Annotated in this window: 17 protein-coding genes and 1 pseudogene; 3 read left to right on the forward strand and 15 right to left on the reverse strand. The window is 72.6% G+C overall.

Going from position 1 to position 23,768, the window contains the following annotated elements:
- Positions 1-75: 75 nt before the first annotated feature.
- From ACGFZ2_RS15570 to ACGFZ2_RS15585, 4 genes are all read right to left on the reverse strand, one after another.
- Positions 76-666, reverse strand: a complete 591-nt coding sequence (locus ACGFZ2_RS15570; RefSeq protein WP_393453931.1) for a DinB family protein — start codon at positions 664-666, stop codon at positions 76-78.
- 411 nt (positions 667-1,077) lie between these two features.
- Positions 1,078-1,953 (reverse strand): alpha/beta fold hydrolase, encoded by an 876-nt coding sequence (locus ACGFZ2_RS15575; RefSeq protein ID WP_393453933.1) that lies wholly within the window; start codon positions 1,951-1,953, stop codon positions 1,078-1,080.
- A 337-nt stretch (positions 1,954-2,290) separates the two neighbouring features.
- Positions 2,291-3,175, reverse strand: a complete 885-nt coding sequence (locus ACGFZ2_RS15580; RefSeq protein ID WP_393453936.1) for a helix-turn-helix domain-containing protein — start codon at positions 3,173-3,175, stop codon at positions 2,291-2,293.
- Positions 3,176-3,184: 9 nt separating this feature from the next.
- The gene (locus ACGFZ2_RS15585) at positions 3,185-4,015 is read right to left on the reverse strand and encodes an alpha/beta fold hydrolase (protein WP_393453939.1); all 831 of its coding nucleotides are present in this window, start codon (positions 4,013-4,015) and stop codon (positions 3,185-3,187) included.
- An 81-nt stretch (positions 4,016-4,096) separates the two neighbouring features.
- Between ACGFZ2_RS15585 and ACGFZ2_RS15590 the strand changes: the two are divergent.
- Positions 4,097-4,240, forward strand: a pseudogene (locus tag ACGFZ2_RS15590) (IS5/IS1182 family transposase); the annotation flags it as partial.
- Between the two features lie 79 nt (positions 4,241-4,319).
- On the opposite strand, the gene ACGFZ2_RS15595 reads toward ACGFZ2_RS15590, so the two are convergent.
- On the reverse strand, positions 4,320-4,883 hold the full coding sequence (locus tag ACGFZ2_RS15595) for a winged helix-turn-helix domain-containing protein (RefSeq protein ID WP_393453942.1): 564 nt from the start codon (positions 4,881-4,883) through the stop codon (positions 4,320-4,322).
- A 326-nt stretch (positions 4,884-5,209) separates the two neighbouring features.
- Here ACGFZ2_RS15595 and ACGFZ2_RS15600 point away from each other — a divergent pair, with 326 nt between their 5' ends.
- Positions 5,210-9,577 (forward strand): S8 family serine peptidase, encoded by a 4,368-nt coding sequence (locus ACGFZ2_RS15600; protein WP_393453944.1) that lies wholly within the window; start codon positions 5,210-5,212, stop codon positions 9,575-9,577.
- A gap of 202 nt (positions 9,578-9,779) precedes the next feature.
- On the opposite strand, the gene ACGFZ2_RS15605 is transcribed toward ACGFZ2_RS15600, so the two are convergent.
- From ACGFZ2_RS15605 to ACGFZ2_RS15650, 10 genes are all read right to left on the reverse strand, one after another.
- A complete protein-coding gene (locus ACGFZ2_RS15605) occupies positions 9,780-10,292 on the reverse strand; it encodes a winged helix-turn-helix domain-containing protein (RefSeq protein ID WP_393453947.1) in 513 nt (170 codons plus the stop codon).
- A 657-nt stretch (positions 10,293-10,949) separates the two neighbouring features.
- A complete protein-coding gene (locus tag ACGFZ2_RS15610; RefSeq protein WP_393453950.1) occupies positions 10,950-12,929 on the reverse strand; it encodes a cytochrome c oxidase assembly protein in 1,980 nt (659 codons plus the stop codon).
- A 237-nt stretch (positions 12,930-13,166) separates the two neighbouring features.
- Positions 13,167-13,763, reverse strand: coding sequence for a copper resistance protein CopC (locus ACGFZ2_RS15615; protein ID WP_393453953.1), 597 nt, complete (start codon positions 13,761-13,763; stop codon positions 13,167-13,169).
- A 28-nt stretch (positions 13,764-13,791) separates the two neighbouring features.
- Positions 13,792-14,994: a Dyp-type peroxidase gene (locus ACGFZ2_RS15620; protein ID WP_393453956.1), complete on the reverse strand. Its 1,203-nt coding sequence runs from the start codon at positions 14,992-14,994 to the stop codon at positions 13,792-13,794.
- Positions 14,995-15,017: 23 nt separating this feature from the next.
- Positions 15,018-15,620 carry a copper chaperone PCu(A)C gene (locus ACGFZ2_RS15625; RefSeq protein ID WP_393453959.1) on the reverse strand — a complete coding sequence of 201 codons (603 nt, stop codon included), beginning with the start codon at positions 15,618-15,620 and terminating at the stop codon, positions 15,018-15,020.
- A gap of 95 nt (positions 15,621-15,715) precedes the next feature.
- Positions 15,716-16,492, reverse strand: a complete 777-nt coding sequence (locus ACGFZ2_RS15630; protein WP_393453962.1) for a zf-HC2 domain-containing protein — start codon at positions 16,490-16,492, stop codon at positions 15,716-15,718.
- A 90-nt stretch (positions 16,493-16,582) separates the two neighbouring features.
- The gene (locus ACGFZ2_RS15635; protein WP_393264309.1) at positions 16,583-17,155 is read right to left on the reverse strand and encodes a sigma-70 family RNA polymerase sigma factor; all 573 of its coding nucleotides are present in this window, start codon (positions 17,153-17,155) and stop codon (positions 16,583-16,585) included.
- 294 nt (positions 17,156-17,449) lie between these two features.
- Positions 17,450-20,116 carry a DUF6493 family protein gene (locus tag ACGFZ2_RS15640; protein ID WP_393453965.1) on the reverse strand — a complete coding sequence of 889 codons (2,667 nt, stop codon included), beginning with the start codon at positions 20,114-20,116 and terminating at the stop codon, positions 17,450-17,452.
- Positions 20,113-21,450, reverse strand: coding sequence for an SWIM zinc finger family protein (locus ACGFZ2_RS15645; protein ID WP_393264304.1), 1,338 nt, complete (start codon positions 21,448-21,450; stop codon positions 20,113-20,115). Before ACGFZ2_RS15645 ends, ACGFZ2_RS15640 begins: the two co-directional genes overlap by 4 nt.
- A 168-nt stretch (positions 21,451-21,618) precedes the next feature.
- Positions 21,619-22,611 carry an RICIN domain-containing protein gene (locus ACGFZ2_RS15650; RefSeq protein ID WP_393453968.1) on the reverse strand — a complete coding sequence of 331 codons (993 nt, stop codon included), beginning with the start codon at positions 22,609-22,611 and terminating at the stop codon, positions 21,619-21,621.
- A 329-nt stretch (positions 22,612-22,940) separates the two neighbouring features.
- Between ACGFZ2_RS15650 and ACGFZ2_RS15655 the strand changes: the two genes are divergently transcribed.
- Positions 22,941-23,747, forward strand: coding sequence for a BTAD domain-containing putative transcriptional regulator (locus ACGFZ2_RS15655; RefSeq protein WP_393453971.1), 807 nt, complete (start codon positions 22,941-22,943; stop codon positions 23,745-23,747).
- The last annotated feature ends 21 nt before the right edge of the window (positions 23,748-23,768 follow it).

The following is a 23,768-nucleotide window of genomic DNA, read 5'->3' on the forward strand; positions in this document are numbered from 1 at the left end:
CTGGCCAGCCGTGGCGTCCTCACCCGCCGAAGTGCGGATGCTGAAGTCACCGACTGCACCGACGGGACCGGGCGGCTATCCGAAGCGGTCAGCCAGCTTCGTCAGCCTGGTGACGTACGCCGGCCAGTCATAGTCGTGAGGGATGTTGGTGTTCTCCCGCCGCAGGCCGATCGCCGTGTCGTGCTGCTCGCGCATGATGTCGGCGTGACCGGCGTGACGAGCGAGGTCGCAGGTTACGTGGACGATGATTTTTTGCAGCGTCACGTCCTGTCCACCTGGCCGCCACCACGACACCCGCCCCGGCGCGTCGAGCGGTAGCTGTTCGATCGTCTGATCCGCGAACACCCCGACACGGCGATACAGATCGATCAGCCCATCCTTCGTCTCCTCCTCCCGCGCGTACCAGTCTGCCTGCGGGTCCTCCTCGAACGCCTGCATGGGGACCAGTTCCTCAGGCGTCGGGAATTCGCGCCCGAAGGTAGGCCCGAAGTAGCCGGCTTCGACATTGAGGCAATGCTTGACGACTCCCAGCAGGTTGTTGCCGGTCGCGGTGCGGGGCAGTCTGGCCTCGCGTTCGCTCAGCCCGTCGAGCTTCCAGATCAGGTCTTCGCGAGCCGCCTGCAGGTAGTGGTGTAGCGCAGCCTTCGCATCGCCCAAGTCAGCCATGCCCGCCAGTGTTCCGTATGCGCCGGGCATCGTGCGAGGTGTCGCCTGCGAGATCAGCGCTCGGCTGGAGCGGTCGGGCATCCTCGTCCGTAGCCGCCGAGTGGGCGCTACGTACGGTCGCCAGGCGGGCGGCGCCACCCGCTCGTGCCGATGACAGCGCGTTCGATCCTGGCATGGGAGCTACTGCTGGCTGGCGTACGCAGTCGATCTCTCCGACCTGGGTCTGGTTGTTGGGGCCGAGGCTGGCTTCGGCGACCTCCGCAGCGAGTGGCTGGCGGTCCGGCGGCCCGCGCGGGACCGGGCCGTGACTCAGATGGGGATCGACGAACCGATCAGCGGAACGCCGCTCTCGTCACGCGCGCCGACCGACAGGGAGAGCGCGTCCTGGCCCCTGCCCCTGCCAAAGCAAGCTCAAGCGTGGTCGAGCACGAACGCCCGCATGAGCTTGGCGCACTCGGCCGCGTGCGTCTCCAACAAGAAGTGCCCGCCGTCGTAGATGTGCGCATCCATGCGATCGAGGGCGCGGTGGTAGGCGAGGACCTCGTCAACGTCGAAGTACGGGTCGCGCCGTCCCCACAGCACGAGCGCCGGCGGCTGGTGAGCCCGGTGGTACTCGGCGATCTCACCGAAACGCGCGACGTGGCTGGCGTAGTCACTGAACAGCGCGAACTGCGCGTCGAGGTTGCCGGGGCGGCTCATGCGCTCCCAGTCGAGGTGCCACGACTCGGGAGAGTGCAGCGTGCGCAGGTACTCGGGCAGCCCGGCGAGGTACTGGTCACGGGTGCCGGCGAAGTTCAACCAGTCCGGCAGTTCGGCGCGCCTGGCGTCGGTCGGGTCGGCCCAGTACGCCTTGGCGCTGTCCCACTGCTCGCCGAGGCCGTCCTCGTGCGCGTTGCCACTCTGGACAACAAGGCCGCGGATGCGATTCGGGGCGCGAGTGGCCAGGTGGTATCCCACCGCTGCGCCGAAGTCGTGCAGGTAGACGAAGAAGCGCTCGACCCCAAGCTGGTCGAGTAGGTTCTCGATCGTCCGTGAGAGGTTCTCGAAGGTGTAGTCGTACTTGTCGACGGTTGGCGACGAGGACATGCCGAAGCCGGGAAGATCAGGCGCGATCACGTACGCGACGTCGGCCAGCGTGGGCATGACCTCCCGGAATGTGTGCGACGAGCTCGGAAACCCGTGCAGCAGCAGTACCGTCGACCGGCCGGGACGCCCGGCCTCGCGAAAAAACACCTCCAGACCGTTGACGTCAGCCTGTCGATGGCGGACCTTCTGGATCGCCTGCATTGCGTCCTCCTCCCTCTACGTCCACGCCCCCGTGATCGGATGGGCCAGCCAGTACGCCGTCGACCAGATCACTCACCAGCCCATCGTGCCGGAACTCGAACCCGCACCGCCCGACTCGCTTCGACACCCCGCATCCGGATCTGCCGCCGTCCGCGTGCTGACTGATCAAGAGCGGTCGCGGTCGGTAGGTGGCCTGAGTCGAGGGGGCATCCTGAACTGCCGATGGAAGTGCGCTGTGCGGTCGCTGTTGCAGCGGCCGTGGACGGAAACTGCCCTGACACGGCGTGTTTCTCAATCCGCGCGTCGTGGGGAAGCCAGATCGTGGTGGGCAGGTTGTTCAACGATGCTCGGGGATGCGTTCGCCATCCGTCATCGGGCTCGAGGTTGGCGATGAAGCCGGCCACGCAACGTCGTCAATCGCGAGCCACGGCGCGGCGGCCACGGCCGTGGGCGTAAGCCCGGCAAACGCCCTGACCTCACGGTGAAGGTGGGACTGGTCGACGTAGCCGCTCTCGATGGCAACGCTGGCGGGGGAGTGGCCCGCCGCGAGAAGGTGGGCGGCGTGGTCGAACCGAACGAGTTGGGCGGCGCGCTTGGGTGTGATGCCGAGTTGGGACCGGAAGCGGGACCACAGGCGCTTGCGGCTCCAGCCGACCTCGTCCGCCAGGCCATCGACCCGCACTCGCCCCCGGCTGGTGAGCGTCCGCCGCCAGGTGTAGGCGACTTCCGGATCGATCGGTGGGCGGGCGCCCAGCCGTCGGCCGAGGATTTCCACCGCGATCGTGAACCGTTCGTCCCACGAGGCGGCGGCGCGCAGCCTGCGCTCGGCTCGCACGGCGTCGTGGCCCCAGACATCGTCGAGGGACACGACTGTCCCGCTGAACTCGGTCGATGTGCCGAGCACCGCTGCCGCCACGGACGGCTCCAGCCGGATCTGGAGGCACTCGCCGACCCCCCGGCCAGTTGCCCGAAGATCGCCGGGGAGAAGCCCGATGACGACGCTACCGCGCTCGTGCCGGCCAGGGGTGTCGTAGACGAGGCCTTCTCCCTCGCTCAGATCGACGAGCAGGGTTACGGATGGGTGTGCCACCATGGCGATGTCCACGGGTGCGGGGACACGTTGGCGGAACCCGGCCATGCTGATCCCCGGCAGTCGACCTGACAGGCGCGGCACTGCAACCTCCAGCGACGCCCAGTCGGGTTGTGTCCCGGTCGACAGCACGTGACCAGCCTATGCCTGAGGGATCACGGGCGGGGTTGGTGTTGCCGCGAAGCCCAGCAGCAGTTCGCTGGTCGCCTCGGGCGCCTCGAACATGGGGATGTGCCCGACGCCGGGCAGCAGTTCGACCCGCGCGGTCGGCGCCGCGTCGTACTGGTGCGCCGACGACGGGTCCCAGCGGGGATCGGCGGCGCCGAAGATCACCAGCACAGGGACCTCGAGGGCGGCGAGACGCTCGGGCACGCTCCGCTCGGCGATGTACTCGGTGTTGCGGCGCAGCACCGTCCTGAACACGCGGTAGGTGATGCCCTTGAGATCGGCGATCGCGTCGTCCGGGATGTCCACCGGCCGTGCGGTCGTAGCCCTGATCCCCTTGCCGATCATTGCGTCCGAACGCCTCGACCAGACGACCGGGCCGAAAATCGGGCCCAGCAGGACCCGAAGGATGGCCGGCTGTGGGAGGAGCGCCTCGGGACTCGGGCCGGTGCTGACCAGGGCGAGCGACCGCACCAGGCTGGGGCGCTGTTCGGCAAGCGCGGTGGCGACGTAGCCGCCGCTGGAGTGCCCGACCACGGCGACGTGCCGAAGGCCGAGGTCGTCGAGCAGCGCCGCCACCCTGCCCGCCTGCGCGGGCACGTCGTACGACAGCGCGGGCGGGGACTGGCCACAGCCGGGGAGATCGACCCGGATGACGTGATGGTTGGCGGCGAGTGTCGGGATCATCGGGCTCCAGGAAGCGCCCGAGGCTCCCGATCCGTGGATGAGCAGCAACGGCGGCGCCTGCAGCGGGCCGTCGTGGACCACGTGCATCCCATGCGAGTGCTCAACGTCGTACTGACTCATGCGGGGGATGATGCATGGGCTGCCGGCTATCAGTCTTGGACAAATGTCGTCGTGGAAGGGGCCGGGGCCGACCCTGAGCTGCTCGCCATCGTGCTGACCGCCGGACACCGCGGCGACAGTCCGCGGTTCATCCCGGTCCTGGACGCCATCCGTGTCCCACGGCCGACGACCGGACGCCCGAGAACTCGCCCCGGCCGGGTCCTGGCCGACACGGCGTACGCGTCGGACCCGCACCTCATTACCCCACCTCGCGCCGGGCTGCAGGTGATGGACCACGATGCGGGCTGCCCAAGTCAGGCAGGCATCAGGAACCGCTGACCCGCGGCTGCTGGTGGTCGGTCAGCCGGAACCCGACGCCGCGTACCGCGTCGATGGTCACGCCGGTGCCGAGCCCGGCGAGCTTGCGCCGCAGCCGCTTCACCAGCGACTGCACGTCGGCCCTGCGCTCCAGCCCCTCGTCACGCCAGACCGTCCGGTGCAACTCGGCGTAGCTCCACACCCGGATCGGCTCGGTGGTCAGGCTGATCAGCAGGTCGTGCTCAAGCCGCGTCAGGCCGACCTCGCGATCCCGGCAGCGAGCGGTCGACCGGGCCGAGTCGATCAGCAGCATGCCGTCGGCCGCCTCGGGCGCGGCGGCAGGGGCCGGCCCGGACGACGCCGGGGGGAGCCGCTGCGGGGCCGCGATCAGCCTGCGCAGCTCGTCGAGATCGGAGACCAGCAGCAGCGGTGCGACGCCCTCGAGGCGCTCCGCGAGTCGGATCCGCTCGGCCCGCGACGGTGCCACCGCGATCACCAGCGGAAATTGTTCCTCGGCCGGATCGCGCCCGTCCGACGCCGTGCCTTCGTCGTGTGCCCCCACAGCACCCACCCCGAAACGATGGGCAAGTTTCTGCCCAGCCTCGTCATGATCGTGACAAAAATTGGCAAGCTTCCCGACGGCTGGCCAACTGTTAGTGACAGATTGCTTACGGCAAGTTCTTGATCGTCCTTTCATGTCGATCATAGTGTCCAGACGGGCAGCCGGCGTGACCCGCGCGGTTGCCTGGGGGCCATGGAGGGTGCGTTCCGCTTCGTCCACTTGGGGAGGCGTGTTCCCCGCACCCTCCACCATGGCTCGTTCCACTCTGGGTCGTTCTGGAGGAGGCGCCACCTATGTTCAGACGTCCATTCACGAGACGCACAGCCAGATCCCTGGTGAGTGCCGGCGCGGCCTTGGTCCTCGCCGCGACAGGCCTGGCCGCATTCGGTTCCGGCGCACAGGCCGCGCTGGCCGGGGCAGGAGCAGCCTCCGCAGACGGCAAGATCCGGCCGGAGCTCAGCAAGCAGCTCCAGGGCAAGACCGAAGGGGACTTCTGGATCCGCTTCAAGGACCGGGCGGACCTGAACCAGGCCGCAGCGATCAAGGACTGGGACAAGCGCGGCGCCGCGGTCGTGGCGGCGTTGAAGAAAACCGCCGCCGAGAGCCAGACCAAGATCCGTGCCGAGCTCGACGGCGCGGGCGCGAAGTACGAGACCTTCTGGGCCACCAACGCGATCAAGGTCAGCGGCGGCTCGCTGGCGATGGCGGAGAGCATTGCCTCCCACGCGGAGGTCGAGGGCCTGTACGCCCCGGTCGCCTACCAGGTGCCCGAGGTCACCAAGGGCACCGACGAGAAGACGGTCAACGCCCTCGAGTGGGGCATCGCCAACATCAACGCCGACGACGTCTGGTCCCAGTACGGCGTCAAGGGCGCCGGCATCACGGTGGCGAACATCGACACCGGGGTCCAGTTCGACCACCCGGCGCTGGTGAACTCCTACCGCGGCAACAACGGCGACGGCACGTTCGACCACAACTACAACTGGTACAACGCCGCCGGGACCTGCGCCGCGGCGCCCTGTGACAGCAACGGCCACGGGACCCACACCATGGGCACGATGGCCGGCTCCGCGGGCGCGAACCAGATCGGCGTGGCACCCGAGGTCAAGTGGATCGCCGCGAACGGCTGCTGCCCCAGCGACGCCGCGCTGGTCAACTCCGGCCAGTGGATGCTCGAGCCGACCGACCTCAACGGCCAGAACCCGGACGTCAGCAAGCGGCCGAACATCATCAACAACTCGTGGGGGACCACGAGCCCCTCCAACGAACCGTTCATGGAGGACGTGACGCTGGCCTGGACCGCGTCGGGCATCTTCGGTGTCTGGTCCAACGGCAACAACGGGTCGGCGTGCCAGACCAGCGGCTCCCCGGGCAGCCTGGTCAGCAACTACTCGGCCGGCGCCTACGACATCAACAACAACATCGCCGGTTTCTCGTCGCGTGGCGTAGGCCAGAACGGCGAGATCAAACCCAACATCGCGGCGCCGGGCGTGAACGTCCGGTCGAGCGTTCCGGGCGGCAGCTACGCCAGCTACAACGGCACCTCGATGGCCGCCCCGCACCTCGCGGGCGCGATCGCGCTGTTGTGGTCCGCGGCACCGGCGCTGGTCGGCGAGGTCAACCCGACCCGCGCGCTGCTGGACAACGCGGCGGTCGACAAGGCCGACACCCAGTGCGGTGGCACCACCGACGACAACAACGTGTACGGCGAGGGTCGGCTGGACGCGCTCGCGCTGCTCAACGCGGCCCCGATCGGCGACACCGGCACCCTGGCCGGCACGGTCACGGACGCGACCACCGGCGACCCGATCGCGGGCGCCAAGGTGGCCCTGACGGGCGCGGCGGACCGCGAGCTGACCACCGCCGCCAACGGGACGTACTCGTCGCTGCTCCCGGTCGGTGACTACCAGGTCGCCGTGACGGCGTTCGGCTACCAGGGCAAGACGACGCCGGCGACCGTCACCCGCGACGCGACCACGACGATCAACGTCGCGTTGACGGCGGTGCCCAGCGTCACCGTCAGCGGCTCGGTCACCGACGGGTCGGGCCACGGCTGGCCGCTCTACGCCAAGGTGACCGTCGAGGGTCCGTCCGGTGTGTCCGACTACACCACGCCCGTCAACGGCCGATACAGCATCAAGCTCCCGGCCTCGGCCACGTACAACCTCAAGGTCGAGTCGCAGTACCCGGGCTACCAGGCCGTCACCAAGGAGGTCGTGGTCGGCGGCGGCAACGTCACCGCCAACGTCGCCGTGCCGGTGGAGACCAACTCGTGCACCACGGCGCCCGGCTACCGGTTCGGCTCCGACGGCGAGTACGAGACGTTCGACGGCGCCACCGTGCCGGCTGGCTGGTCCGTGGTGGACCACGCGAACACCGGTCAGGTCTGGAAGTTCACCGACGAGGGCGGCCGCCGCAACCTGACCGGCGGCACCGGCAACTTCGCGATCGTCGACAGTGACGAGTACGGCTCCGGTGGGCGGCAGGACACGTCGCTCGTCAGCCCGGTCGTCGACCTGACCGACGTCGCGGCTCCGGTGATCCGGTTCAACCAGGACTACAACTGGTTGGGCAGCGACCGCGCCGATGTCGACCTCAGCGTCGACGGCGGCACCACCTGGACGAACGTGCTCCGGCAGGCAGCCGACGTCCGCGGGCCGCGGGTGACCGAGGTTCCGATCCCGCAGGCCGCCGGCCAGGCGCAGACCCGGGTCCGGTTCCACTACTACGACGCCTCGTACGAGTGGTGGTGGCAGGTCGACAACGTGCTGATCGGCAGCCAGGTCGTCTGCGAGCCGACCAACGGTGGCCTGGTGCTCGGCCACGTCCGTGACAAGAACACCAACGGCTACGTCAACGGTGCCACCGTCACCAGCGACGAGCGGCCGGCGGAGAAGGCCACCACCGTGGCGACGCCGGACGACGCCGGGCTGGCCGACGGCTTCTACTGGCTGTTCTCGTCGCTGACGGGCAACCACAAGTTCACCGCGAAGGCCGGCAACTACGTCAGCCAGAGCAAGCAGGTCGACGTCCAGGAGGACTGGGCGACCGCCGCGAACTTCCAGCTGGCGGCCGGCCGCCTGTCGGTCACGCCGGCTGCGGTGAGCGGAACGGTCCAGATGCCGACCGGCAAGGTCAACAAGCCGTTCACGGTGACCAACACCGGCGGGGCCCCGGTCGACGTGGAGTTCAGCGAGCGCGACGGCGGGTTCACCCTTCTGCGTGCCGACGGCTCCCGGATCAGCAAGCAGCAGGTGCTCGGCTCCACCGGCGCGCCGGAGCAGCGGCTCACCGCCCCGACGTCGTTCGCCGCGGCGGCGACGGGCAAGGCGGCGACGGCGGCCTCGGCTGCGGTCGGGCCGCAGGCCGCGCCCTGGACCGACATCGCCGACTACCCGGCGAACGTGATGGACAACCGGGTGGTGAACCTGGACGGCAAGGTGTACTCGATCGCCGGCACCAACGGGTCGGCGTCCACGACGAAGAACTTCGTCTACGACCCGATCGCGCAGATCTGGACGCCGATCGCGGATCTTCCCGGCGCCCGCAACGCCATGACGGTGGGCGTCGTGGACGGGAAGATCGTCGCGACCGGTGGCTGGGCGGCGTCCGGCCCGGACGGCACCACCTGGTCGTACGACCCGGCGGCCAACACCTGGACGGAGAAGGCCGACAACCCCGCGCCGCGCTCCGCGGCCGGGCAGGCGGTCGTCGGCGGCAAGCTGTACGCCATCGGTGGCTGCACCACGTCGTCCTGCACGCCGATGTCGAACGACGTGGTCCGGTACGACCCGGGCAGCGACAGCTGGGAGACGCTGCCCGACTACCCGAAGTCGGTGGCCTTCGCCTCCTGCGGCGGGGTCGACGGCGTCGTCTACTGCACCGGTGGCAACGACGGCTCCGCCGTGCTGAAGTCCAGCTACGCCTTCGACCCGGGGGCCAACACCTGGACCGCGATCGCCGACGCGCCGGTCGACAGTTGGGCCAGCTCGTTCGCTGTCGCCAGCGGCAAGCTCCTGGTCGTCGGCGGTGTGCAGGGCGGGGCCATCACGAACGCCGGCTTCGCCTACGACCCGGCCACCGACTCGTGGTCCAACCTGCCGAACGCCAACACGCCGCGGTACCGCGGTGCCGCGGCGTGCGGCTTCTACAAGGTCGGTGGCTCCTCCGGCAGCTTCAACGCCACGCCCGACAGCGAGGCGCTGCCCGGGTTCGAGGAGTGCGCCGAGGGCGGCGCCGACGTCAGCTGGATGACGATCGACAAGACGGCGGTCACGCTGGCGCCGGGCGAGCAGGTCACGGTCACCGTCGGGATGACGGCGAACGTCGACCAGCCGGGCACCTACTCCGGTTCGGTCGCCATCAAGGAGAACACGCCGTACACGGTGGAGCCGGTGGCCGTGACGATGAACGTGAAGCCGCCGACCACCTGGGGCAAGTTGATGGGTACGGTCACCGGGACGAGCTGCCAGGGTGCCAGCTCGCCGCTTGCCGGTGCCGTCGTCCAGATCGACTCGTGGGCGATGTCCTGGACGTTCGCCACCGACGCCGAGGGCAAGTACGCCTACTGGATGGACCGTCGGAACAACCCCATGACGATGATCGTCGCCAAGGACGGCTGGAAGCCCCAGACCCGTCAGACGAGGATCAACACCACCACCCCGACGGTGGAGGACTTCGCTCTGTCCCCCATCCGTTGTTGACAGTTGACCGCTAGCTGACAGTCCGGCCCGCCTGGTCATCGACCAGGCGGGCCGGATCAGTTTCGAGGGCGGCGGGCGGTGCGGCGTTCGAAGGCACAGGATTGCGCGTCCGAGGGCTGCTGGCGGTGCGCGTTCCGAGGGTGCGAGCGGTGCGAGGTGTCGCCCGGCAGCGTCTCCGGGCTCGCTCGGCGGCGGATCGTGGTCAGGCCGGGGCGAGGCGGAAGCCGACCCCGCGGACGGCGTGGATCGTCGCCGAGGCGTTCAGCCCGGCCAGCTTGCGCCGCACCCTCCGCACGACCGAATGCATGTCGGAGCCGCGGCCGAGGTGCTCGTTGCCCCAGACCTTGAGGTGCAGCCGCTCGTACGTCCAGACCTGCCCGGGCGCTCCCACCAGGCACAGCAGGAGATCGTGCTCCAGGCGGGTCAGCTCGATCTCGCGGTCCCGCCAGCGCAGCACCCGTCGGTCGGAATCGACGCTGAGGTCGGGTGGTGGCGCAGTGGTGCCGCCGGCGGCCGCCGTGACCACGGTCTGGACGGCTGGGGCCGCTGCCCCCGGCGGCGGGGTCTCCACCACGTCGAGGAACTCCCGTGCCTGGTCGACGCTCGAGACGATCAGAAACGCCTCCGTCCCGCCGAGCAGTCGCGCGAGCTGCCGGCGCTCGGCCGGCGAGGAAGCGATTCCGATGACCAAGGACACGGCCGGGATCCTCCTCATGCCCCACCCCTTCCGGCTCCCCACCCGTTCCGGGACAGTTGCTATACGACGCCGATCAATCGGTTTGTGACCCTGACAGGATGTCATCCTGCCTCGGCCAAAGACGGTTACATTTTGGCATCCATAAATGGGTTGACTTCCCGGTCCGGACGGAAGCGGAGAGGCCTTTGGTGGTGGGTTGACCGATCTTTCGGACATGGGCGCTCCGCCGGCGACCGGGCGAGGGCTCCCGACGCCTGCGTACCGGCCGCCGTGTCCAGCCCGCTGGTCGTTGCGGGACGCGGGCGGACGGCTCGGGCGTCGCGGCGGCCGACGTCTCGTATGCGGCGTGGTCGTTGTCCGCTTCAGCCGACACCCTGCTGAAACACACGTATGCTAATTACGGTCACGGGCCGACGGTATTTCGGCACGGGTCCATGTCGCGTCGCCCGACGCATCGGCCTGAATTGCTTGGCGGACAATTCCGGTATCGCAATGACACTGCCGCGCTCGACATGCGTGGGCGGGCAGGATGACCATGCCAGGGCTGGAACGGGCCTCCGGGCTGCCCCGCCCGGCGGGTGGCGGTGCCGCCGGGGTCAGCCGCTGAGCGGGGCGTACATCATGACCGCCACCCCGACGAGGCAGATGGCGACACCGTACCGGCCGCCTGCCCGGTCACGGACGCGCGGGGTCGCGGCCGTCCTGCGGGCCGGCGTCGGCACGCCGGGCGGCGGCGAGGAAGGCGTTGTACCGGGCGAGGTCGTCCTCCTCGCCGGTGGCCTCGGCCCGGTCGGCCGCCCGGTCGAGCCGGCCCTGCTCGCGCTGGTCGGCGCGGATCCACTGGCGCACCAGCACGATCATGACGAACGCGGCCGGTATCTCCCCGAAGGCCCAGGCGATCCCCGCGCCCAGCCTCTGGTCGTCGATCATGGAGGACGCCCACGCGGGGTGGACGGCGGAGTACCAGTCCGGGGCGATGACGGTGGTGCTCTGCATCAGGACGAGGCCGAAGAAGCCGTGGGCCATCATCGCGGCCAGGTGGAGGATCACCAGCAGGGGAGGGGCGAGCCTCGGCCGGCCGGGGTCGACCCCGATGAGCACCCAGAACAGCAGGTACCCGGCGGCCACGTAGTGGACGAGCATGGCCAGGTGGCCGACGTGGGACCGCATCAGCGTGCCCAGCAGGTCGCTGAAGTACAGGCCGAAGAGGCTGCCGGCGTAGATGCCCAACGCGACCACGGGATGGGTGAGCAGCTTCGCCGGTCGGCTGTGCAGCGCCATCAGCAGCCACTCCCGGGCGCCGCGGACCTGCGGGTCCGTGGGCCGGCGCAGGGTGCGGAGGGCGAGGGTGACCGGGGCGCCGCCGACGAGCAGGATCGGCACCAGCATCGACAGCACCATGTGCTGCACCATGTGGGCGCTGAACAGCACGTACGCGTAGCGGGCCACGCCCAGGTCGGTGATCGCGGCCAGCAGCAGCATGCCGGCCAACCAGCTCGCGGTGCGGGCGACCGGCCAGCGGTGCCCGGCCCGGTGCAGCCGCCACACGCCGGCCAGGTAGCCGCCGACCCCGGCGACGGTGAGGGTCAGGAAGAACATGTCCGGCAGCGGCTGGCCCGCCAGGAGTGCCGGGGTCGGCGCGGCGGGCATCGGAAAGCCGAGCAGCTCGGTGATCGGATCGGCGTCGAGCGGGTCCCCGGACACCGGTGCGGGGCTGCGGGACAACGCCACCGACAGCCCGACGGTGGCGGCGAACACGACCAGCTCGCCGGCGGCCAGCCGACGGAACGCGCCGGGGCGGCCCGCGTGCAGGGCCGGCAGGGTCCGCGACCGGTGCAGGGCGCCGAGGACGCCCAGGATCGCCAGCGCGACGAGCTTGCCGAGGACCAACCAGCCGTAGCGGGACTGCCACAGCTCCGCCAGGGAGCCGAGGCGCACGGCGGCGTTGGCCGCCCCGCTCACGGCGACGGCCGCGAAGCAGCCCAGGGCGAGGCGGCTGTACCGGCCGGCGGTGTCGGCGAGCTGCCGGCTGCGACGGATCATCAGCAGCGCCGCCAGCCCGCCGACCCACAGCGCGGCGGCCAGCACGTGCAGGGCGAGGCTGGTCACCGCGACCTGGTGGTTGCCCGCCCCGGCGGCGTGCCCGGTGAACGCCGGCGGCAGCACCGCGACCAGGGCGACCAACGCCACCACGGCGGCGAGCCCGCGTGACACCCCCGCCCGGGCCAGCACCGCCGCCGTCAGGGCGAGCCCCGCCTGCAGCAGCAGCGCCTGGCCCTGGGAGATCGAGGAGGCGAAGCTGACCACGGTGGCGAGGCTGAGCCCGTCCACGGGGACGCCGAGCAGGTCCGAGACCGTCAGCACGATCAGCGTGGACGCGGCCACGGCCCAGCCCGCGGCCGCCGCGCCGGCGCGGCGCAGCAGCAGCCAGCCGTGCGGGGACACGCTCGGACCGTCGCCGGGCAGCAGGAACGCGGCCGTCACCACCATCCCCACCGTCAGGGTGGCGAGGCCGTCGGCGAGCAGCCGAACCACGGGCAGCGCCCACGCCGTGACCGGCCCGGGATCGGGCAGGCCGGGGATCGCGGCGGTGAGCGCGCCGCCGGCGCGCAGGCCGAGCAGGAGCACGGCCACCGCCGACGCCACGGTTGCCACCGGCACGAGCCACCCGCCGCGACCGCTGGCCGCCGGACCTACCCCGCGGGTGGTCGCCCCTGCGGTGGGGCCGGCATCCGCCGCCGCGCGCCCGGCGTCCGGGACGGGGGCCGGGTGGGACTTGGTGTCTGGCACGTCGCTTCCCTTGCTGGTGGGGAGGGCGGTGGTCGCCCGGTCGGGCTGCCCGGCGGGGCCGCCGCGACAAGGCGTCGACCTTTCCGGTCGGCTGGGCGTGCGTCAGGCGCCGGCGCGGCGACGACGCCACAGCATGGCGGCACCGCCGATGACGGCGGCCAGGACGCCGGCGGCCACCACCAGCGTCGCGGTGCCCGGCCCCCCGCCGGAGCCGCCCGCCGAGGCGGCGGGGCCGGCCGACGGGGTGGACGGGCCGGCGGCCGGTGGGGCGCTGCTCGCCGCGGTCACCTGCGGGCTGGCGCTCGCCGAGGGGTCCGCGACGGTGAACCGGTACGAACCCTGCACGGGGTGCCCGTCGGCGGAGACGACCCGGTAGGCGACGGTGTAGGTGCCGTTGGCCAGCGGGCGGTCGATCGTCACCGTCCCCGTCGTTCCGGTGACGACGGGCTCGCCGGTGGCGACCTTCGTTCGGGCGGCGTCGGTCAGTGCGATGGTGGTGAAGGCCGGATCGAGCTTCTGCATGAACGTCAGCCTGACCTGGGTCGGCGCCGTGGCCAGCTGGGCCTCCTTGGCGGGGCTGGCGGACTGCAGCGTGTTGTGCGCGGCGGCGGGAGCGGCCGGCACGAGCAGTAGCGCGGCGGCGGCCAGCGCGGCGGTGACGAGACCGGCTGCGGTCGGGCGGCGGAATCGGGTGGGCATCTCTGGTGCTTCTCCTGGTGGGTGGTGGTCAGCCGAGCAGTTGTTGGCCGATCCAGCCGCCGTCGGGGCAGCCGGGCGGGACGGCGAAGACGGCGGAGCCGATCGGGGTGGTCCACTCGTTGAGCAGGTCCCGTTCGGCGAGGCGCCGCTGGATGGGGAGGAACTGGCGGGCGATGTCGGCCTGGTAGGAGGCGAAGATCAATCCGCTGTCGGCGGTGCCGTCGGCGGTGGGTACCCCGTCGTAGTTGTACGGGCGGCGCAGGATCTTCAGCCGGTCCTCGCCGACGTGGGCGCGGGTCAGGTGGGAGAAGTCGGGGATGACGGCGAGCCCGTCGGGGCCGGTGGCGGCGAAGTCGGGCACGTCGTGTTCGGCGGCTCCGGTCAACGGGGCGCCGGTGTCGAGGCGGCGGCCGACGGCGAGTTCCCGGTCGGCGCGGCCGAGCAGGTCCCAGGTCTCCAGGTTCATGCTGATCCGGCGGACGACCAGGGTGCTGCTGTCGCGCAGCCACGCCGGCCCGTCGGGCACCCACACCGCGGTCTCCAGCGGCCCACCCGGCCTGGGGTTGGCGGTGCCGTCGAGTTGGCCGAAGAGGTTGCGCTGGGTACGCCCGCCGGGTTCGACGCCGGCGCCGCGCCGGAAGCCCTGCTGCACCCACCGGACGGCGGCGAACGGCCGGCTGTCCTTGACCAGGACCCGTTGGGCGTGGGCGACGGTGACCGGGTCGTCGGCGCAGATCTGCAGCAGCAGGTCCCCGCCCGACCAGCGGGGCTGGAGCCGGTCGACGCGGAACGAGGGCAGCGCCGCCACCGACGCCGGCCGCCGGTCCGCCAGGCCGGCGGCGGCGTAGAGGCCGGGGCCGAAGCCGAAGGTGACGGTCAGCCGGGCGGGCAGCAGCCCGAGTTCCGGCTCGGTGTCGGCCAGCGCGGGACGCCCCTGGGTGAGGCGGGCCGCGTCGTCGGTGAGCAGCCGCAACATCCGGCCCAGCGCCGCCCGGTCGGTGCCGGGCCTCAGGGTGAACGCCACGAACGACGCGTGTGCCTGCGGCTCGGTGGCGACGCCAGCCTGCCGGGGCCCGTGGAACGGCTCGACCGCACCACCGACCTCGGCCACGGGCAGTGCCTCGACGGGCCGTACTCCCGGGTCCGAACGGGTGGCGGCGCCGGCGGCGGCGCCGGCCAGGGTGCCTCCGGCGGCCAGGGCGCCGCCGGCGAGCAGGCCGCGCCTGCTCACCGGGCGGGCGGTGGGCACTCCGGTCACGACGCCGGGCCGGTGGTCGTCGCGGGCCTGCCGCTCGTGTCGGGCGCGGGTTCGCCGTGGCCGGGGGCGTAGCTCTCCTGCGCACCGGTGAACGGCTTGGCCACCGCGGTGAACGTCTGGGTCCGGCCGTCGGCGAAGGTCAGCGTGAAGCTCACCTGGTCGCCGGCCCGCACCGGCCGTTTGAGGTCCATCAGCATCAGGTGGTCGCCGCCGGGCTCCAGCACGTGCGTGCTCCTGGCCTTGACCACGATGCCGCCCTGCTTGGCCCGCATGACCATCTGGCCGTCCCGCATGGCCATCTCGTGCAGTTCCATCGCCGACACGTCGGTGGCGGCGCCGGTGATCGTGACGTCGGTGTCGCCGTCGTTGACCAGGCTGCCGAACGCCGCGGTCATTCCCGTGTCGGCTGCCTTGACCCACGGGTCGCGGACGCCGAGCACACCCGCCGCGCTCGCCGTGGCCGACGGTGACGGGCTGGGCGCGCCGGCCGACGAGCCGTCGGACGAGCCGCAGCCGACCGTTCCGCCGAGCAGGAGGGCGACGCAGGTGAGGAGTGCGGCCGGGCGGCGACGCGAGCCGGCGAGCATGGTGTGGAGCATCCGGGCAGGTCCCTTCGAACGATGACGCGACGTTCGGTTGGTCGGCCCGGTAGTCGGAAAAGTTCCGACCGGGAGCCGATCCTGTCCGAAATTGATCAGGCCGCCCGGCGGTCGGGGACGCGGGCGGAACCGGGGTACGGCGGCAGCAGCCGTAGCCCCGGCGACTCGGGCTGCTCCTCGGCGGGCAGGTGCCAGCGAGGCTCGTCGGTGCGGTTGCGCCGCACCGGGCCGTCGGGGCGCAGCCCGGGGCGGGACAGCGCGACGACGAGCACGTAGCCCACGAGCAGGAAACCGTGGCTGACCAGCCGGGTGGTGTCCACCCGCCCCGTCGCCAGGTCGTTGACCGACAGCAGCACCAGCATGCCGACGAACGCGCTCAACATCGGCACCAGCCCCGTCGGGGGAGTGCGCCGGGCCGCGACGAAGAGGAACCCGGCGCCGACCGCGACGTTCCAGGCCGCCGACTCGTGCCACAGATGCCCCGCCGCCAGCCCGTCGGCTGCCGGATGCACGTGTGGGCCGGCGACGCCCCGCCCGATCTGCGCCAGGCCCAAGACCAGCTGCAGCGCCCCGATCAGCCCCAGCACCGCCCGCAGGCTGACCACGGCCCGCCCCCGCAGGCTGAGCACGGCCCGCCCCCGCCGCCGGTGCGGCGGCACCTCGGGCAGTGCGTCGAGGACGACGTCCGTGAGGTCGTCACCGGCGGCCATGATCGACAGCCGCGCCCGCCGGGTCACCGCCGCGGCCTGGTCGTACCACGTCCGGCAGCCGCCGCACCCGGCCAGGTGCGCCTCGGCCGCCGTCCGCTCGGCCGGGGACTCCTCCCCGTCCAGCTGCGCCGACAGCACCTCACGCCACTGCTCACACCCCATGCACGGGTAGTCGTTCCGATGCGGCCGTCGGTTCCCGACGTTTTTTCGCCGGCCGCCGCCGCGGCCCTGCTCAACCGGGGTGCGGCCCGCTCAGCCGGCCGCGTTCCCGCCCGGCCGCGCGGCCGTCGACCGGCCGCCGCCGTCCATGGCGGCCACGAGGTCCTCCCGGGCCCGGGCCACCCGGGAGCGGATCGTGCCGACGGGGCAACCGCAGACCTCCGCCGCCTCGGCGTAGGACAGGCCGAGCACCTGGGTGGCGACGAACGCCTCACGCCGGTCCGCCGGCAGCGCCGTGATCAGCTGCTCCAGCACCACCTGCCGATCGAACGCGCTCCGCGACGCGTCAGCGGTGTCATGCCCGTCGGTCAGCGGCACGGTCCGCGGACGGGACGTGGCGCTCCGGATGTGGTCGACGGCGACCCGGCGGGCGATCGCGAGCAGCCACGTCCGCGCCGACGACCGCCCGGCGAACGACCGCAACGACCGCACCGCCCGCAGGAAGGTCTCCTGCGCGAGGTCGTCCGCCTCCGTGGGGGAGACCAGCACGGCGAGGAAGCGCCGGACCTGCTGCTGCGTCGCCCGGACGAACCGGGCGGCGGCGTCCCGGTCACCCCGGCCGGCGGCCAGCGCCCACGCGGTGATCTCCGCGTCGTCGTCGGCCATCCGGCACCTCCCGTCAGCCCACCGGAGGAGGACGGACACCCCCACGGCGGTCACGACAAGTCGTAGTAGTAACCGGACGGTACCGTATCGCGGGCGACGCGACGTATCTCTCCCTGCGGTTGTTCGCCGGACCGGATCGGTTGACCGCCTCCCCGCGGTCGAGGGACGTCGGCATGCCGACGCCGCTGCGCGGCCCGGGCACGGCGACCGCGTCGGATCATCGGCCTGGCGCCGCACGACGGCCACCGCTGGATGGTCCGGCGGATCGCAGACCCGCCGGACCATCGACAGGTGTCAGGCCGTGGTGAGCGCCCGGTGCAGGCGTCGGGCCTCGGTGACCAGGCGGGACGACCCGCCCTGGCCGGCGACCTCGCCCAGGCCGGGCACCTCGATCCGGACACCGGTCGCGGTGGCCGTCTCCGTCGCCAGGGTCAGCAGGTCGGGCAGGCCGCGCGGCGGCCTGGGTGCGGCGAGGACCGCCGGCAACGCGGCGGCGACCAGCCGCCACACGGTCAGCGGCGCCCCGGCCAGGGCGGCGTCCCGCAGCGGCTCCACCACCCGGGTCAGCTTCACCAACTGCCTGGCGACCAGCCGGCCGAGCTGCTCACCCGCCCCACCGGCGTCGAACTGCCCCGCCCCGGCGAGCCCGAGCAGGGCGTCCAGGGCGGCGACCCGGTCCGCGCCGTGCCGGGCCCCGAGACCGTAGGCCAGGGCGAGGTCGAGGGCCACCCCGCCGGTGCCGCTGCTCTCGGCGAGTAGCGGCAGCACCACGGCGCCGTCGCGCTGGTCCATGTCCGCCGCCCCGGCCACCAACGGGAGGGTGTACGCGGCGACCACCCCCCGGTGCCCCGGCAGGATCGACGGCCACATTTTCATCCAGCCGGAGTACTCGACCCCGATCGGTGCCGGGTCGGCGGTCAGCAGGCCGTACCGGTCCTCGTACCCGTCGGGCGGGCGCAGCTCGACCAGGATCCGCTCCGGCGCCAGCTGGTCGAACTCCCAGTCGTAGCCGGCCTTGCGGGGTCGCCGGGTGACGGTTGTGGCCCGCATGACCGGCTGCGGCAGTCCGCCGCCGCGCAGCCAGGCGGCGAGCCGCTCCCCGGCCGGCGTGCCCAGCGCCGCCGCCTTGTTCGCCACCGCGTCGTCGGCGTCGGCGGGCAGGCGCAGCAGGGCCTGGGTCAGGTCCCAGTACCAGGGCGTCCGGTCGCCCCACGCCGCGAGCCGTTCCACCAGCGCCAGCGGGTCGAGCAGGCCGTTGGCGGAGGTGGGGGCGGCCAGCAGACCGGGCTGCCCCGGCTCGTCGACGTGCGCGCCGATCTCGGCGAGCCGGGCCCGCAGTAGCCGGTGCGGCGGGGGCACCCGGGGATCGGTGGTGGCCAGCTCCGGCGCCGACGGCGTCCGGTCGGTCCGGCGGACGGCGGCCAGCAGCGCCGCCCACCGGCTGCGGCGCCGGGGCTGCTGCTCGGTGGAGCCGGCGGTGAGGAGCACGTCGACCAGCACCTGGCAGAGGCAGAGCGGGTCGTAGCGGTGCTCGTTGCCCCACGACCAGTGGCGGCGGTCGACGACGGGGGCGAGGGCGGCGTGCACCCGTGGACCCTCGGTCGTGGTGACCCGGACCAGCCCGTCGAGGATCCGGTCCAGCGGTGCGCCGTGCGACGGCGTGCCGAGCAGGGCGGCGACCTCCTCGGCCAGCTCGTCCACGTGGGTGATCGGGTCGGGCGCCGGCGCGGGCGGCGCGGGCGGGGGAAGGTCGTCCCCGCGCGGCCGGCTGACCGCCGGGCCGGTCCCGACCGTCGCCGGGTCGTGACCGTGCCGGGCGGCCAGCGTGCTCGCCCGGTCGCGCAGCTCGACGGCGGGATGCCCGAGCGCCACCCCGATCACCTCGGCGACCTCCACCGCCCGGTCCCGGTGTTGCCGGGCCAACCGGTCCAGCCAGGCCAGTTGCGCCCGTACGAGCGTCTTGTCCGGCCGCAGCAGCACCTCACGCGAGGCGTCGAGCACCGCCTCGATCTCCAGGTCGGGCAGATCCCGCAACGCCTTCTGCGCCATCGTGGCGACCGGCGCCGGCGCGTCGGTGAGCAGGCGGAGGTAGTCGGTGGCCCGGGCGGCGACCTCGGCGGTGGTCGGGGTCAGCTCGTGGAGCAGGGTGGTGAAGGCGCGCAGCGCCGCCGCCCGGTCGCCGCGCAGCAGCCGGCCGAGCGAGCCGTCGATGAGCATCGTCCGGTCGACGACCCCCTCGGCGGCGAGCCGCGCCAGCGCGGTCGGCAGGACGTGCCGCTCCCGCTCCTCCCAGGTCGTGGCGACCTCGTCGAACATCATCCGCGAGCCGAGACCGTCCACCTCGAACAGGCGGGGCAGCATGGCGGCCAGGAACGGGTCGCTGCGCAACCGGTCCACCAGGGGAGTCGGCGGCCCGGAGCGGCGTCGGTCCGGCAGCTCCACCGCCCCCAGCCACAGCTCCACGAACCGGTCGTCGGTCGGCGGGGCGACCCCCTCCGCCCGTAGGAGCGCGGCGACGAACCGCCACCGCTCGACCCACGTCTGCTGGTTGACCTTCGCGGCCAGCCGGTGCGCCAGGTCGCCCAGCCAGGTGATGCCGCGCTCCTCGGCGACGCCGGACAGCAGGGCGGCGGCCCGCTCGCCGTCCGGGTTGACCGAGTTGCGGGCGAGGATCGCCGCCGCCTGTGCCGCGCTGGGCAGGCAGCCCACCACGGCGACCGCCAGGGCGGTGCCCGATCCGACCGGCCACCAGGTCGACCGGTTCCGCTCCTTGAACCAGGCGGTCAGCTCGACGCCGATCTCCCTGCGGCGCTGCTCGGGCAGGCCGGCCAGGGCGTCCGCGACCAGCGTGGCGGAGCCGTTCTGGACCAGGTCGAACAAATCGCTGGTCCCGCTGGCGGCCAGCTCCCGGCGCCGCCGTACGGTGCTCTTCATCAGCAGCGTCTGCTGGGCCCGGCTCACACCCGCTCCTCGACCTGGTCGGTGGTCAGCATCCGGGCGGCCAGCGCGTGCCGGCACGGTCCCCGCTGCCCCCGGTGCTTCGCCCACCATGGGCAGGTGCAGGTGAACCCGCCGTCCGGCAGCCGGCGGACCCGGTACACCTGGTCGCCGCTGCGGATCGTGGCGGACGTCCCGTCCCACTCGACCGCCCCGGCGTCGAGCAGTGCCCGCGCGCCGACCAGACGCGGATTGTCCCGCTCCGCCCGGCCCGCGTCGTACGGCATCACCCGGTGGAAGTACGCGGCCTCGGAGACGTCGTATCCGACCCGCCCGGCGGTGCCGAGCTGCGCCAGCGCGCCCCGGACCCGTGCCGCGTCGATCCCGGCCTCCGCCGCCAGCCGATCCACGTCGATGGCCGGGTCCCAGGAGAGTAGGGCGGCGACCAGGTCGGCGTCGTCGACGACCTCGTCCCCGGCCAGCGCGGTGAGCGCCGCGCCTTCGCCGGAGAACCCGCGGTACGGCTCGGGGGAGAGGGTCAGGGAGAGGCGCAGCGCGCCCGTGTCCAGCTCCCAGGTGCTCGGCACGGGTGCCGACCCGGCCGCGACGGTCGGCCCGTACACCCGCAGGGTCCGGGCGAACCGCAGCATCGGGCGCAGGGCGGCCAGCCGGCTCGCCCCGGCCAGGCAGACCGCGCCGGGCACGGGCCGGGAGGTCAGCCGCAGCGAGCGCCCGGCCGGCACCACCCAGAGCACCGACCGGTCGGCGGTCGTGGGCAGCCGGCGCAGGAACGCCGCCGCCTCGGCCGCCGGGACCTCCGCCCGGGGCTCGAACCTCGCGGCCAGCACCTGCACCTCGGCGAAGCCGCGCAGCCACCGCACCGGCAGCGGGACCTTCTTCTCCACCACCGCGCCGTCCATGGTGGAGACGGTCAGGTCCTCCGGGCCGACCGACAGGTGCAGCGGGTCGAGGCCGCCGACCCGGGCCAGGGCCTCCCGCAGCGGGTTGTTGACGTCGACGTTGGTGGTGCCGTGCTCCACCACGTCGCCGTCCAGGCCGTCGGGCAGGGCGTCGAGGCGGGCGTAGACCCCGCAGCAGCCGGAGAAGGACTCGAACCGGAGCCGGTCCCGACTGCCGGTCACCACGGGGTCGAGGCTCGCCGGGCTGACCGGCCGGTGGTACCGGGTCCGGGCCACCTCCGCGACCGCCAGCAGGCCGACGGCCGCCGCGTGCGGGGTGGTGAGGAAGCCGGTGAAGAACCGCGGGTTCGGCGCGGGCCCCCCACTCGTCTGCAGGGCGAGTCCATCCTGTCCCAACGCGGAGGACCCCAGATACCGGTACGTCTGCACTGCGTTCACGTCCGCGGACAGTAGAGGACCCCACCGACAGGAACCAGGCTCGTTTCCCGTCGGCTGCGATCCGGACCCGTGCGGCCTCCCGCGCGGTGGCGGCCACCTGTCCGGGGCGTGGCCTCCGGACCGGGTAGGCGGGCCAAGGAGCGCTGGACGTGCGACGCCCGGCCCTTGTCAGGACGCCGGGGTCAGCTCGATGAGGAACTCCTGGTGGGCCTCGCCGGTGCACGGCCCCTGCATCGCCTCCGCGCCGATGGGCGTGCGGGCGTCGTCCCGGATGCCGACGCACAGCCCGCTGGCCGCCGGCCGCAGCCGGTAGCCACCCGGGACCGGCGCGTCGACCCGCTCGACGGCGAACAGTTGTTCCTTCCTGCTGGCGCTGCAGTCCGTCCAGGGTTCGAGCATGTCCTGGACCGGTGGTGACTTCAGGACGGTGAGGCAGCCGATGCCGAACTGAGGATGATCCCACTGGATGTGGACGAGGTTGTCCCGGACGGGTTCGATGCGGGTGCGGGGCAGGTCGGGTTTGTCGCAAGGCTGCAGGGTCGCGACCGAGCTCGGGTACCGGCCGGTGTGCTCGCGCCCTTCCGAGAGGCACAAGGTGGGCGAGCCGACCGGATGGATCTGTGCCCACGCTCCCCCTTCGGGCAGGTCCAGGCTGCCGGAGACGACGGGCCGCTCCGGCTGACGGTCTGGCTGGTCACGCTGGTCCATCGCCCACACCGCAAGCGGGATCGCCAGGCCGGTGGCAGCCAGCAGGGCGAAGGCAGGGCGCAGCCATGGCCACCTGCGTCGGACCGGTGGGGCGTCACCCGGATCGGGTGCGTCCGGGACGTCACCCGGATCGGGTGCGTCCGGGGGCGGTGCCGTGGGCTCGGTCGCGGTGCCCAGTCGATCCCGTGCCCGCAGCCAGACGTCCACTTCCTCCTGGTCGCCTCCGCAGGCGCGGACGAACGCGGCGAGGACCTCGGCGCGCGGTAGCGCCGGCCGGCGCAGGACGTCGGCGATGGTGCTGCGCGGCAGCGCTTCGCCGCCCGCGACGGCCCGTTGTTCGAGCTGCCGGTACGTGCACCCGGACCGCTGCTTGAGCCGTGCCATGAGCGCGACGAGTTCAGCGACGGTGGCAGCCTCATCCGGTCGTTCGTCCCCCGTAGCCCCGGCCGACATGGCCCACAGGCTATCGCCACAACTCGATCGGCGGGGGCCGGGTTCGGGCGGTGAGCTGTCCGGACAGGTCCGAGGCACCGCGCTGACCAGGCCGGACATGTCGGCCGTGACCGGGACAGGCGACTGTCCTTGCCGGACACACCCGGTCCCCCCGAGGCTGACGGGACCTCCCCGTCGCGGCAGGAGCGCGCGGCGGCGGAGGCCCCGGCAGACCGCTCCCGGTCCGGCCGGTCCGGGCACCGCTCGTGCGCCCGTCGCCGCTCGGGCACGGCGGAGAGCGGTGACCCGGTGAACGAGACGGATGTCGCACTGATGTGGGAGGCGGAAGCGTGGCCCTGCCCGAATCGATCCGATACCGGATACTCGGTCCCGTACAGACGAAGTCGGCCGACGGCACCTGGCAGGACTTTCGACAGGACAAGTGGCGCACGCTGCTCGCGGTCCTGCTGGTCCGGTCGAACCACGTCGTGCCCTGCGGCGAGTTGGTGCGGCAGCTGTGGCCGGAGGAGGCGCCGGGCAGCCAACGCAAGCTGGTGCAACAGTACGTCCACCGGCTCCGCCGGAGCCTGGACGACCCCGACGGCGAAGTCCTGCGGACGCGGCCCGCCGGGTACGAGTTGCGGGTGTCCCCGGGCGAGCTGGACGTGGACCGGTTCGACGCGCTCTGCGCGGACGGCCGACGGGCGCTCGCGACGGCGGCGTACGAGGAGGCGATGGCGCACTTCGGGCAGGCGATGGCGCTGTGGCGCGGAACGGCCATGGCGGACGTCGGGAACGCCCCCGCGGTCGCGGCCGAGCGGATCCGGATGACCGAGCGCCGGCTCGCCGCGACCGAGCTGTGGTTGCGCGCGGGGCTGGCCTGCGGCCGGCACGACGTCCTGATACCGGAGCTGGAATGCCTGGTCGTCGCGCACCCGCTGCGGGAACGCTTCCGGGAGCTGCTGATGACCGCGCTCTACGAGACCGGCCGGCGGGCAGACGCCCTCAGCGTCGCCCGGCACCTGCGCTGCCTGCTCAGGGAGGAGCTGGGCATCGACCCGGGGGCCCAGATCCAGCGGCTGGAACGGACGATCCTGCTCGGGGAGGACGTGGACCTGTCGCTGCTGCGCCCGCTCGCCGTGCCCACCGACTTCTGACCGGCAGGTCACGACGGGGCG

It is taken from the genome of Micromonospora sp. NPDC048063 (genome assembly GCF_043202855.1).
Taxonomy (GTDB): Bacteria; Actinomycetota; Actinomycetes; order Mycobacteriales; family Micromonosporaceae; genus Micromonospora.